The sequence below is a fragment of the Caballeronia sp. LZ065 genome (genome assembly GCF_031450975.1).
Lineage (GTDB): Bacteria > Pseudomonadota > Gammaproteobacteria > Burkholderiales > Burkholderiaceae > Caballeronia.
Genome location: NZ_JARUXV010000001.1, coordinates 924,795 through 937,340, shown reverse-complemented (window position 1 = coordinate 937,340; position 12,546 = coordinate 924,795). Strand labels below are relative to the sequence as shown.

At 63.8% G+C, this 12,546-nt stretch carries 13 protein-coding genes; 4 read left to right on the top strand and 9 right to left on the bottom strand.

Annotated features, from left to right (window positions below; translation table 11 throughout):
• Nucleotides 1–8 precede the first annotated feature (8 nt).
• From QCE63_RS04335 to QCE63_RS04305, 7 genes are all read right to left on the bottom strand, one after another.
• The gene (locus QCE63_RS04335) at nucleotides 9–713 is read right to left on the bottom strand and encodes an ABC transporter ATP-binding protein (RefSeq protein WP_404990113.1); all 705 of its coding nucleotides are present in this window, start codon (nucleotides 711–713) and stop codon (nucleotides 9–11) included.
• A gap of 18 nt (nucleotides 714–731) precedes the next feature.
• Nucleotides 732–1,508, bottom strand: a complete 777-nt coding sequence (locus tag QCE63_RS04330) for an ABC transporter ATP-binding protein (RefSeq protein ID WP_061135759.1) — start codon at nucleotides 1,506–1,508, stop codon at nucleotides 732–734.
• A gap of 16 nt (nucleotides 1,509–1,524) precedes the next feature.
• Complete coding sequence (locus QCE63_RS04325) at nucleotides 1,525–2,694, bottom strand: ABC transporter permease subunit (protein WP_309830877.1); 1,170 nt, start codon at nucleotides 2,692–2,694, stop codon at nucleotides 1,525–1,527.
• Nucleotides 2,695–2,718: 24 nt separating this feature from the next.
• The gene (locus tag QCE63_RS04320) at nucleotides 2,719–3,669 is read right to left on the bottom strand and encodes a branched-chain amino acid ABC transporter permease (protein ID WP_309830874.1); all 951 of its coding nucleotides are present in this window, start codon (nucleotides 3,667–3,669) and stop codon (nucleotides 2,719–2,721) included.
• A gap of 228 nt (nucleotides 3,670–3,897) precedes the next feature.
• Entirely contained in the window at nucleotides 3,898–5,115 is a 1,218-nt protein-coding gene (locus tag QCE63_RS04315) for a branched-chain amino acid ABC transporter substrate-binding protein (RefSeq protein WP_309830872.1), read from the bottom strand.
• Nucleotides 5,116–5,546: 431 nt separating this feature from the next.
• Nucleotides 5,547–6,515: a 4-hydroxy-3-methylbut-2-enyl diphosphate reductase gene (gene ispH, locus QCE63_RS04310; protein WP_309830870.1), complete on the bottom strand. Its 969-nt coding sequence runs from the start codon at nucleotides 6,513–6,515 to the stop codon at nucleotides 5,547–5,549.
• Between the two features lie 3 nt (nucleotides 6,516–6,518).
• The gene (locus QCE63_RS04305; RefSeq protein ID WP_309830868.1) at nucleotides 6,519–6,974 is read right to left on the bottom strand and encodes a peptidylprolyl isomerase; all 456 of its coding nucleotides are present in this window, start codon (nucleotides 6,972–6,974) and stop codon (nucleotides 6,519–6,521) included.
• Between the two features lie 276 nt (nucleotides 6,975–7,250).
• Here QCE63_RS04305 and radC point away from each other — a divergent pair, with 276 nt between their 5' ends.
• From radC to nadB, 4 genes are all read left to right on the top strand, one after another.
• Entirely contained in the window at nucleotides 7,251–8,012 is a 762-nt protein-coding gene (gene radC / locus QCE63_RS04300; protein WP_404990081.1) for a DNA repair protein RadC, read from the top strand.
• 271 nt (nucleotides 8,013–8,283) lie between these two features.
• Nucleotides 8,284–8,517, top strand: coding sequence for a 50S ribosomal protein L28 (gene rpmB, locus QCE63_RS04295; RefSeq protein ID WP_035968094.1), 234 nt, complete (start codon nucleotides 8,284–8,286; stop codon nucleotides 8,515–8,517).
• Nucleotides 8,518–8,528: 11 nt separating this feature from the next.
• Nucleotides 8,529–8,696, top strand: a complete 168-nt coding sequence (gene rpmG / locus QCE63_RS04290) for a 50S ribosomal protein L33 (RefSeq protein ID WP_006478046.1) — start codon at nucleotides 8,529–8,531, stop codon at nucleotides 8,694–8,696.
• A 193-nt stretch (nucleotides 8,697–8,889) separates the two neighbouring features.
• Complete coding sequence (gene nadB / locus QCE63_RS04285; RefSeq protein WP_309830866.1) at nucleotides 8,890–10,488, top strand: L-aspartate oxidase; 1,599 nt, start codon at nucleotides 8,890–8,892, stop codon at nucleotides 10,486–10,488.
• Here nadB and nadC read toward each other — a convergent pair.
• Together nadC and nadA are read right to left on the bottom strand one after the other, a co-directional pair.
• On the bottom strand, nucleotides 10,485–11,357 hold the full coding sequence (nadC, locus tag QCE63_RS04280; RefSeq protein ID WP_309830864.1) for a carboxylating nicotinate-nucleotide diphosphorylase: 873 nt from the start codon (nucleotides 11,355–11,357) through the stop codon (nucleotides 10,485–10,487). The genes nadB and nadC overlap by 4 nt on opposite strands.
• A complete protein-coding gene (gene nadA / locus QCE63_RS04275; RefSeq protein ID WP_309830862.1) occupies nucleotides 11,357–12,484 on the bottom strand; it encodes a quinolinate synthase NadA in 1,128 nt (375 codons plus the stop codon). Before nadA ends, nadC begins: the two co-directional genes overlap by 1 nt.
• Nucleotides 12,485–12,546: the final 62 nt, after the last annotated feature.

The window sequence follows — 12,546 nt, the reverse complement described above, 5'->3', positions numbered from 1 at the left end:
ACGAAGCTTCATTCGCCCAGATACGCGGCGCGCACCTTCGGATCATCCAGCATGGTCTTCGCGTCGCCGGTCATCGTCACCAGGCCCGAATCCATCACATAGCCGCGATTCGCCGCCTGCAACGCCAGACGCGCGTTCTGCTCCACCAGCAGCACCGTCAGCCCTTCCGACGAGATCTCGCGCACCACTTCGAAGATCTTCTCGACCATGATCGGCGAGAGACCCATCGATGGCTCGTCCAGTAGCAGCAGCTTCGGACGCGAGAGCAGCGCGCGGGCCATCGCCAGCATCTGCTGCTCGCCGCCCGAGAGCGTGCCCGCATACTGCGAGGCCCGTTCCTTCAGCCGCGGAAAGAAGCCGAACATGCGCTCGGTGTCCTTCTGGATGGCGTCCGTGTCGGTACGCAGATAGGCGCCCATCTGCATGTTCTCGAGAATCGACATGCGCGCGAAAATGCCGCGGCCTTCCGGCACCATCGCGAGACCGCGCTTCAGGAGCTCGTGCGTCGGCACGCCCTTGATCGACTGGCCCATGTACTCGATATCACCGCCTGAGTAAGGCTTGAGACCCGTGATGGCCTTCATCGTCGTGGTCTTGCCCGCGCCGTTCGCGCCGATCAGCGTAACGAGTTCGCCCTGCCCCACTTCAAGATCGACACCCTTCACCGCCTGGATGCCGCCGTAATTCACCTGCAGACCCTTGACCTTCAACATCGCGCTTGTGGTCGCCATTTAGTGCACCCCCGCACCCAGATATGCCTCGATCACCTTCGGGTCCTTCTGCACGTCCTGCGGCAGACCCTCGGCGATCACCTTGCCGTAATCGAGCACCGTCATGCGGTTGCACAATCCCATCACCAGCTTCACATCGTGTTCGATGAGCAGAATCGTCTTGCCGTCCGAGCGGATCTTGTCGAGCAGACGCGTCAGTTCGACCTTCTCGGTCGCGTTCATGCCGGCGGCCGGTTCATCGAGCGCGAGCAGCTTCGGATCGGTCGCGAGCGCGCGGGCGATCTCCAGACGACGCTGGTGGCCATACGACAGGTTGCGCGACGTGTAGTCCGCGTATTGCAGCACGCCGACGTACTCGAGCAGTTCGAGCGCGCGTTCCTTGATCTCGCGCTCTTCACGGCGCTCGGCCGGCGTCTGGAACACCGCTCCGATCAGCCCGTGCTTCGTGCGCACGTGACGGCCGACCATCACGTTCTCCAGCGCGGTCATGCCGCCGAACAGACGGATGTTCTGGAAGGTCCGCGCGATGCCCGCCTTCGCGACCTGATAAACGGCGGTCGGCGTGTAGGCCTGGCCGTCGAGCTTGAATTCGCCCGAATCAGGCGTGTACAGGCCGGTGATGACGTTGAAGAACGTCGTCTTGCCCGCGCCGTTCGGACCGATCAGGCCATAGATCTCGCCTTCCTTGATCTGGAGGCGCACATCGGACAGCGCCTGCAGGCCGCCGAAGCGCTTGTTGACGCCCGTGACGGACAGTCGTGTTTGCTTGTCGCTCATGTTCAATCCCCCGCCTTTAGGCGCGCACCGGCTTCTTGCCGTTGCGCTTCGCGATCTTCGCGATCTTGTCTTCGTGTTTCGCGGCCGGCCACAGACCTTCCGAGCGATACAGCATGATCAGCACCATCGCCAGACCATAGAGCAGCTGGCGGATGACTTCCGTATCGACGATCTGATGACCGAAGATCGCGTTCTGCAACGGACCCATGGTCGAGCGCAGGAACTCGGGGAACACGGCGAGCAGCACCGCGCCGAGGATCACGCCCGGGATGTGGCCCATGCCGCCCAGCACCACGCACGCCAGCACGACGATCGATTCCCAGAAGGTGAACGATTCCGGCGACACGAAGCCCTGGAACGCGCCGAACATCGCGCCCGACAGGCCGCCGAACGACGCGCCCATCGCGAACGCGAGCAGCTTGACGTTACGGGTGTTGATGCCCATCGCCTTGGCGGCGATTTCGTCTTCGCGAATGGCGGCCCATGCGCGGCCGATGCGCGAGTGCTGCAGACGCGTACACACCCAGATCACGAGCAGCGCGCCCAGCACGAACAGGTAGTAATACATGTACACGGACGGAAACTTCATGCCGAAGAACGTGTGCGTCTGCGACAGGTTGAACCCTGCGATCGTCACCGGATCGATGCCCGTGATGCCCTTCGGACCGTTCGTGATGTTGATCGGACGATCGAGGTTGTTCATGAAGATCCGGACGATTTCCCCGAAGCCCAGGGTCACGATCGCGAGATAGTCGCCGCGCAGACGCAGCGTCGGCGCGCCGAGCAGCACGCCGAAGGTCGCGGCGAGCGCCATCGCGCACGGCACGATGATGAGGAACGGCACGTGCAGTCCGCCGGGCGCGAGATGCGCGATCCATTCGAACTGGGTCGTCAGCTGCGGCGAGGACAGCAACGCCGCCACGTATGCGCCCACCGCATAGAACGCGATGTAGCCCAGGTCGAGCAGGCCGGCAAAGCCGACCACCACGTTGAGGCCCAGCGCGAGCATCACGTACAGCATCGCGAAGTCGAGCACGCGGACCCAGTAGTTGCCGCCTGCGGCGCCGATCACCATCGGCGCAGCAATGACGAATACCGCGGTGAGAATGCCGACGACGAGCGTCTTCGTCGTGTTCTTCTCGGGGATGAGCGTCGTGGACGGCTCAATCGGTTGAATCGAAGTCATTTTTCTGAGCTCCTCACACGAGGTTTAAGCGCGGTCCGCGACACGTTCGCCGAGCAGACCCGACGGACGGAACACGAGCACGATGATCAGCACGACGAAGGCGAACACATCCTGATAGTTCGACCCGAAGACGCCGCCCGTCAGACCGCCGATATACCCGGCGCCCAGCTGTTCGATGAGACCGAGCAGCACGCCGCCCACCATCGCGCCGCCGAGGTTGCCGATACCGCCCAACACCGCCGCCGTGAACGCCTTCAGGCCGGGAATGAAGCCCATGTAGAAGTGCGCATTGCCGTATTCCGACGCGATCATCACGCCGGCCAGCGCCGCCAGCGCCGAGCCGATCATGAAGGTCGCGGAAATCACGAAGTTCGGGTTCACGCCCATCAGCGAGGCGACGCCCGGGTTTTCGGCGATCGCGCGCATCGCGCGGCCGAGCTTGGTCTTGTGCACGAGGAGCAGCAGGCCCGCCATCACGAGGAACGCGGTCACGATGATGACGATTTCGGTCATCGAGATCACCGCGCCCGGACGGGTTTCGTCGGCGGCGATGACGTTGATCGGATCGGTCGGCAGGAGCTGCGGGAAGGCCAGCGGATTGCGGCCCCAGATCATCATCGCGACGGTCTGCAAGAGAATCGAGACGCCGATCGCGGTGATCAGCGGGGCGAGACGCGGCGCCTTGCGCAAGGGCCGGTACGCGACCTTTTCGATGGTGTAGCCAACCAGTGCGCAGACCACTGCGGCGATGACCAGCGCAATGGCCAGCATGATCGGTCCGGGCAGGCCGGGCATGTGGTTCTGCATGACGCCGATGGCCGACAGGGCGACCATCGCGCCGACCATCAGCACGTCGCCGTGCGCGAAGTTGATGATGCCGAGAATGCCGTACACCATCGTGTAGCCCAGCGCGATGATGGCGTAGACGCTGCCAAGCACCAGACCGTTGATGATCTGCTGGATGAAAATATCCATTTAAAGCTCCTTAGCCCCGTGCGTTTCGATTCCGCCTTTATCGCCGGCCGATAAACCGGTGTGAAGCAAAATCTGAAGCGGCACTGCGCGTACTTTTGAAAAAACCGGTAAAGGTTGGTCGGTCGGTTGTCCGGCCGCGGCCGGATAAGGCGGCAGCCGTCCCCGAACGGATGCAAAAACGGCGCTGTCGGTGAAGCGCCGCCGGAACTGCCCACGCTGCTGCTACTGCTACTGCTTGACGACGTCGAGCACGTCCTTCTTCTTGTCCTTGAAGTCGTAAAGCGTAATGGTCCCCGCCTTCAGGTCGCCCCGGTCGTCGAATGCGATATGCCCCGTCAGACCGTTGAAGTCGGTCGTGGCGATCGCCGCGAGCACCTTGGGCGCTTCGATGGAATTGGCGCGCTTCATTGCGTCGACGATCACGTACATCGCGTCATACGTGAACGGCGCGTAAATCTGCACCGGGGTGTGAAAGCGGGCTTCGTACTTCTTCGCGAAATCCGCTCCCTTGTCCATCTTCGAAAGCGCAAGTCCCGCTTCCGAACAGACGAGGTTCTGCACGGCGTCGCCCGCGAGCTCGGCCACCTTGTCGGTGCAGACGCCGTCGCCCGCCAGAATCTTCGCCTTGATGCCGAGCGCCGCCGCTTCCTTCGCGAAAGGGCCGCCCGTCACATCCATGCCGCCGTACATCACGACGTCCGGCTGGATGCGCTTGATCTTCGTGAGAATCGCCTTGAAATTGCGCGCCTTCTCGGTGGTCTGCTCACGTGCGGCAACCTTCACGCCGCCGGCCTGCACGGTCTTCGCGAATTCGTCCGCGAGCCCCCGGCCGTAGGCGGAGGCGTCGTCCACGATCACGACCTTCTTCGCATGCAACGTCTTCATCGCATAGCCGGCCAGTACGGGCCCTTGCAGCGCATCGGTCGACACCAGGCGGAACGTCGTCTTGTAACCCTGCTTCGTGTATTCCGGATTGGTCGTCGACGGCGAAATCTGCGCAATGCCGGCGTCGCTGTAGATCTTCGATGCCGGAATCGACACGCCCGAATTCAGATGGCCGATCACCGCGACCACGTGGTCATCGACCAGTTTCTGCGCCGCTTCCGTGCCTGTGCGCGGATCGGCGGCATCGTCCTGGCTGTCGAGTTCGAGGCGAATCGAGTGCCCGTCGATCGTCAGCCCTTGCGCACTGATCTCTTCCAGCGCGAGCCGCGCGCCATTTTCGTTGTCGCGACCGAGATGAGCCTGCAATCCCGTCAAAGGCGCGACATGACCGATCTTCACGACAGTTGCTTCAGCCGGGGCCGGCGCGGACGCTGCCGGTAACGCCGCGGCACTCGCCGCCGACGCCGCCGTGCTCGCCCCGCCTTCGTCCTTCTTGCCGCATGCAGTTGCCATTGCAACCGCAGCCGCGATGGACACGGCGTGAGCAAACTTGAATCGCATCAATAAGGTCTCCCGCGCCTTCAAAAAACAGTGGTCCGGAACCCTTAGGCCTCAAGACGCGCGAATTGTAACGCTAAAAATGAGACGAGCAATATTCTTGCGTGGCGGGGTTTTCCAGCATTGCAACCGCCTTTTTCGTGCGATTTTCCACGTACAGCGCAACCCGGTTGCAACAGCGGTTTTTGCAGTAGTTGCACCATTGCGTGGGGAAGGTTGTTTCCGTACGCGAATGGGGCTCCGTCCGGTTATCCGATCTGCGGGTAAACCCTTAAGTGATTTAGAAGAAAGCGTCGATTTCAATGCAGGTCCATACAAGGAATCTACGCTTGGTTCCAGATCCGCGAGCAGGGTTCCGTGCCAATTGGCAATCAATGTCACATACGAAAAAAAAGCGCCTGCTGGCGCTTTTTCTCTTGCCCGGCTTCGCCGCCTTACTGCGACAGCGACAGCCCGCGCGGCAGCGGGAAAGCGATGGTTTCCTCGATGCCTTCCAGCGAGCGCACACTGCGCACGCCGAGTTCGCGCAAGCGCGCGATCACCGCCTGCGCCAGCACTTCCGGCGCCGACGCGCCCGCCGTCACGCCGATGCGCTTCTTGCCTTCCACCCACGCCGGGTCGATCTGCGCCGGCGAATCCACCATATAGGCGGGAATGCCGCGCTTCTCGGCCACTTCGCGCAGACGGCTGGAATTCGAGCTGTTCGGGCTGCCGACGACGATCACCACGTCGCACTGCGGCGCGAGGAACTTCACCGCGTCCTGACGATTCTGAGTCGCATAGCAGATGTCCTGCTTCTTCGGTTCCTTGACGTCGGGAAACTTGCTCTTCAACGCGTCGATGATGGCCGAGGCGTCATCGACGGAGAGCGTCGTCTGCGTGACATAGGCGATGCGCTTCGGGTCGGGCAGGTCGAGCTTCAGCACATCCTCGATATCCTCGACGAGATGCATGCCCTCGCCGGACTGTCCCATCGTGCCTTCGACCTCGGGGTGCCCCTTGTGGCCGATCATCACGATGTCGAAGCCTTCCTGGCGCATCTTCGCCACTTCCATGTGCACCTTGGTGACGAGCGGACAGGTGGCGTCGAAGACGCGCAGGCCGCGCGCCTCGGCTTCGCCGCGCACGGCCTTCGAGACGCCGTGCGCGCTGAAGATCAGCGTGGCGCCTTCGGGCACGTCGGCGAGATCTTCGATGAAAATCGCGCCCTTCTTGCGCAGATCCGCGACCACATAGGCGTTATGCACGATCTCATGGCGCACATAGATGGGCGCGCCGAACAGCTTGATGGCGCGCTCGACGATCTCGATTGCGCGATCCACGCCTGCGCAGAAGCCGCGCGGCTGCGCAAGCAGGATTTCGACGTCGGTCTGAACTTCGTTGAGGCTTTCGGTCAGGCTCATGGCTTACAGGATTCCGATGATTTTCACTTCGAAGACGAGCGCCTGGCCCGCCAGCGGGTGATTGAAATCGAACAGCGCGGCCGTCTCGCTCACTTCTTTCAGCACGCCCGCGTAGCGCCCGCCGTTGGGCGCATTGAATTCGACGAGATCGCCGGGCGAAAAGTGCTCGCCGATCATGCTGTTCTCGCGCAGGGTCGCGAGCGACACCCACTGGACGAGTTCCGGGTTGCGCGGGCCGAATGCCTGCTCGGGCGCTAGCTGAAAGGTCGAATGGTGGCCGACCTTCAGACCCAGCAAAATCTCTTCCAGTGGCTCGGCGAGTTGCCCGGCGCCCAGCAGCAGCGTAGCGGGCTTGTCGGAGAAGGTGTTGACGACGTCCGCACCATCGGCAAGCGCGAGCCGGTAATGAAGCGTGACGTGCGAACCGGGTTTCACCTGGGAGATATCGATGATGCTCATGAGTATTGGATGTAGCTGTTCAGTCGGATGCGGGCTGCGGCCCCCGCTTGCGGTGGCACGCCGGCGGCAAGCGGCGAACCGCGCGGCGCCGGGGCATTGCGGGCGCCAAAACCGCCATTGTAAGACAGAGTTGTGTCGGGACGCGTCACGCGCCTTCGGCTTGCGTGCGCTCACGCGCGTGACAAAAGGTCTCGGCGCAAGCCTCGATGCGGGTCTCGATCTACGTTGCAGCAAGCGTCCCGGCCGCATCGGCGCCGGTATGCGCGGTGCTTGCCTGTGAGCGCCGCCGAGTTGCGGCTCGTCCGCACGCCGCCCCGCTTTCAGCCGACAACCGGGCCGGAGCAGGACCCGCCGCCGGCCGTCACGCCCATCCGCACCTGGGCGCGTGCCGACCGGCCGCGCGAACGCCTGCTCGACGCCGGACCGGCATCGCTATCGGACGCCGAATTGTTCGCATTGTTCCTGCGTTCCGGTGTGCCCGGATCCACCGCCGTCGATCTCGCGCGCCGGCTCCTGCGCCGCTTCGGGTCGCTGCGCGGCGTGCTGGACGCGTCCGCCGGCGAACTCTGCGAGGAGCGCGGCATCGGGCCGGCGCGCGCCGCCACCCTGCTCGCCGTCTCCGAACTGTGCCGCCGGGCGCTGGCGGAACGGACCCGCGAGCGCGAGGTGCTGAATTCGCCGGGCATCGTCGAGGATTACCTGCGGCTGTCCATCGGCACGAAGCCTTACGAAGTCTTCGTGTGCCTCTATCTGGATGCACGCCACAAGTTGCTGCTCGCCGAGGAATCGGCACGCGGCTCGCTCACGCGCGTCGCGGTTTATCCCCGCGAAATCGTGCGGCGGGCGCTGACGCTCAACGCAGCGGGCCTGATCGTCGCGCATAATCACCCGTCCGGCGGCGTCGAGCCCAGCGCCAACGACCGCGCCCTGACCCGCACGCTGCACGACGCGCTCGCCCTGGTCGACGTGCGCTTGCTCGATCATCTCGTGGTCGCAACCAACGAAGTGCTCTCGTTCGCGCGCCACGGCTGGCTGTGACCGCGCTCCGCCGAGCTGGCGAGTCCCAAAAGGTTTGATAATGCAGCGTTTTTTCTGCTAGAATCCTCGTTTGCTTTTTTCCACCAGCCTGTTCTGAGTTACGGTGAACTGAGCGCAGTCCTCATTGGCATAACCGTGCTGCCAAATCCCCGATGGGCAAATTGGGCGATCAGAGGCATCGAGAGGTAAAGGATGGAGAGGAACACGTTCCTCGAAACCCATTATCAATCGGGCGTTCGACTCAGACTTAACGTGTATTAGGAGTGTCCTCATGGCACGCGTATGCCAAGTAACTGGGAAAGGCCCGATGTCGGGCAACAACGTTTCCCACGCAAACAACCGGACCAAGCGTCGTTTCCTGCCGAACCTGCAGAACCGCCGTTTCTTCGTTGAAAGCGAAAATCGCTGGGTCCGTCTGCGCGTCTCGAACGCCGGTCTGCGCCTGATCGACAAGAACGGTATTGACGCCGTGCTCGCAGACCTGCGCGCACGCGGTGAAATCTAAGGAGCACGCACATGGCCAAGGGCGCACGCGACAAGATCAAGCTGGAATCGACCGCAGGCACGGGTCACTTCTACACGACGACCAAGAACAAGCGCAACATGCCGGAAAAGATGGCGATCAAGAAGTTCGATCCCGTCGTCCGCAAGCACGTTGAGTACAAGGAAACCAAGATCAAGTAAATCTTGATATTGAGAGCCTGAACGAAGACACCAAAAAGCCCTGCCATTGCGGGGCTTTTTGTCGTTCTGACGCCTGCTTTTCACGCGTTTTTCACACACTCGTGCACGGGTTTTCGCTGTCCCTCATTCTCCCCGCGCGCTATGCTTCCCGGCTATCGACCAGCGACCAGTATCCGGACGGAGAAGCGGCAGCATGAATTTCGATGTAGTGATCGTAGGAAGCGGGCTCGCGGGCCTGAGCGTCGCGTTGAATCTGGCCGAAACGCGGCGCGTCGCGATCCTTGCCAAACGTGCGGCGAACGTGGGCGCGAGCGACTGGGCGCAAGGCGGCATCGCGGCGGTGCTCGATTCGGGCGACAGCATTGACGAACATGTCGGCGACACGCTCGTCGCCGGCGGCGGACTATGCGACGAAGCCGCCACCCGCTTCATCGTCGAGAACGGACGCGCGGCGATCGAATGGCTGATCGAGGAAGGCGTGCCCTTCACCCGCGACCTGTCCGCGGAACTCGGCTTCCATCTGACGCGCGAAGGCGGCCATAGTCATCGCCGCATCATCCACGCCGCCGACGCGACCGGCCACGCCGTCGTCACGACCCTCGGCGAACGCGTGCGGCGCCATCCGAACATCACCATTCTCGAAGATCACCACGCGATCGACCTGATCACGTCCGATCGGCTCGGCCTGCCCGGGCATCGCTGCCACGGGCTGTATGCGCTGGACGTGAACACCGGCCGCACCGTGACGCTGCAGGCCCCGCACACGGTGCTCGCCACCGGCGGCGCGGGCAAGGTCTACCTCTACACGACCAATCCCGACACCGCCACCGGCGACGGCATCGCGATGGCATGGCGCGCGGGCTGCCGCGTCGCCAACATGGAGTTCATCCAGTTTCATCCCACGTGCCTGTTCCATCCGTACGCCAAGTCGTTCCTGATCTCCGAGGCCGTGCGCGGCGAAGGCGGCATCCTGCGACTGCCGGACGGCACGCGCTTCATGCCGGCGCACGACGAGCGCGCCGAACTCGCGCCGCGCGACATCGTCGCGCGCGCGATCGACTTCGAAATCAAGAAGCGCGGCATCGATTGCGTCTATCTCGACATCAGCCACCAGCCACGCGCCTTCCTCGAAGAACATTTCCCGACGATCCTCGCGCGCTGCCAGGAATTCGGCATCGATATCGCGAAGGAGCCGATTCCGGTCGTGCCCGCCGCGCATTACACCTGCGGCGGCGTCGTGACCGATCTCGCCGGGCGCACCGACCGCCCGGGCCTCTATGCAGTCGGCGAAACCTCGTACACGGGCCTGCACGGCGCGAACCGGCTGGCGAGCAATTCGCTGCTCGAGTGTCTCGTGGTGGGGCGCGCGGCGGCGCAGGCCATCGAAGCCGACGGCTTTTCCAACGGTTGCCACGCCGAACTGCCCGACTGGGACGAAAGCCGCGTGTCGGACCCGGATGAGGAAGTGGTCGTCGCGCACAATTGGGACGAATTGCGGCGCCTGATGTGGAATTACGTCGGCATCGTGCGCACGGACAAACGTCTGGCGCGCGCGCAGCATCGCATTGCCCTGTTGCGCGACGAGATCCACGAGTATTACGCGAACTTCAAGGTCAGCCGCGACTTGCTGGAACTGCGCAATCTGGTGGATGTGGCGTCGCTGATCGTGGAGAGCGCGTGCTCGCGGCGGGAAAGCCGCGGGCTGCACTACAGTCGCGACTGGCCGGCGACGCTGCCGAAGGCGCTGCCGAGCGTGCTCACGCCGCCAGCCGCCCGCCGCACGAGTCTTTAAACCAGGCGCATGGAGAAATCGGCCGCGCGCACGTCCTTCGTGAGCGCGCCGATGGAAATGCGATCGACGCCCGTTTCGGCAATCGCGCGCACCGTCTCGACGTTCACCCCGCCCGACACTTCCAGCAGCGCGCGCCCGGCCGTGATGCGCACGGCGTCGCGCATGGCGTCGAGCGTGAAGTTGTCGAGCAGGATCGATTCCGCGCGATGCGCCAGCGCCGTTTCGAGCTGCTCCAGCGTTTCCACTTCGATCTGGATCGGCACGCCGGCCTGCAGCGCGAGCGCCGCGTCCATCGCCGAGCCCACGCCGCCCGCCGCCGCGATGTGGTTTTCCTTGATCAGAATGCCGTCGTACAGCGCGAGCCGCTGATTCGCGCCGCCGCCCACGCGCACCGCGTACTTCTGCGCGAGCCGCAGTCCCGGCAGCGTCTTGCGCGTGTCGAGAATGCGCGCGCGCGTGCCCGCGATGGCATCGACATAACGGCTCGTCGCCGTGGCCACGCCCGACATCAATTGCAGGAAGTTGAGACCGTTGCGCTCGGCGGTCAGCAGCGAGCGCGCCGCGCCGTGCAGCAGCACGACCGGCGTGTTCGCCGCCATCCGGTCGCCTTCGCGATACTGCCATTCGACCTCGATGGCCGGATCGACCCGGCGCATCACTTCGTCGAACCAGGGCACGCCGCACAGCACCGCTTCCTCGCGTACGATGATGCGTGCCGTGCGGCGCGCGCCGGCGGGCACGAGGAGCCCAGTGTGATCGCCGCTGCCGACGTCTTCCTCGAGCGCATCGACGACATTGCGCGCGAGCGCCGCCTGCAACGCCTCGCCGTACTGCGCGCGGACTTCTTCGAAGATCGGGGACTCGGACATCAGGCAGCTCCTACCTGGTTGAACAGCGACGCGTCTTTCGCGAGGTCGCCGCTGGTCTGCACGCGCTTCTTGTGACGCGCCGCGAAGTCGAGCATGCGGTCGATCGGCACACGCGCGCGCATGCCAATGGCCGCATCGACTTTAATCTCGTTGTGACCGCGTTCGAGGACCTCGGCGAGATTCGCCAGGCCATTCATCGCCATCCACGGGCAATGCGCGCAGCTCTTGCAGGTGGCGCTGTTGCCGGCGGTGGGCGCTTCGATAAAGATCTTGCCCGGCGCGGCAAGCCGCATCTTGTGCAGGATGCCGAGATCCGTCGCCACGATGAAACGCTGCGCGTCCATGCGCACGGCGGCATCGATCAGCTGCGTGGTCGAGCCGACGACGTCCGCGAGCGCGACGACGCCTTCGGGCGATTCGGGATGCACCAGGATCTTCGCGTCGGGATACTCGCGGCGCAGCAGATCCAGTTCGATGCCCTTGAACTCGTCATGGACCAGACACGAGCCCTGCCACAGCAGCATGTCCGCACCCGTCTTTTTCTGGATATAACCGCCCAGATGGCGATCCGGCGCCCAGAGAATCTTTTCGCCGCGCGCATGCAGGTCGGCGACGATTTCGAGCCCGATCGACGAAGTCACCATCCAGTCCGCGCGCGCTTTTACTGCCGCGCTCGTGTTTGCATAGACCACGACGGTGCGGTCAGGGTGGGCATCGCAGAAGGCGGAGAATTCATCGGCGGGACAGCCGAGATCGAGGGAACAGGTGGCGTCGAGGTCCGGCATCAGCACGCGCTTGTCCGGGCTCAGGATCTTGGCGGTCTCGCCCATGAAGCGCACGCCCGCGACCACCAGCGTCTTCGCCGCGTGATCGCGCCCGAAGCGCGCCATTTCGAGTGAATCGGCGACGCAACCGCCGGTTTCGTCGGCGAGTTCCTGAAGTTCGGCGTCGACGTAGTAGTGCGCCACCAGCACCGCCTTTTCCCGCTCAAGGAGGGCGCGAATGCGTTTCTTCAGCCGACGCCTTTCTTCCGCCGACGGCGCTTCGGCCACCCGCGCCCACGCTTCGCCCACACCGCAGGTCAGGCCTTGCGGCCGGTCATACTCGATGCTTCTGATCGCTTCCATGTCTCCGATCCCCACGCGCGACGGCTGCACGATCCGCCGCAGATCCGCCTGCACAAAAACAA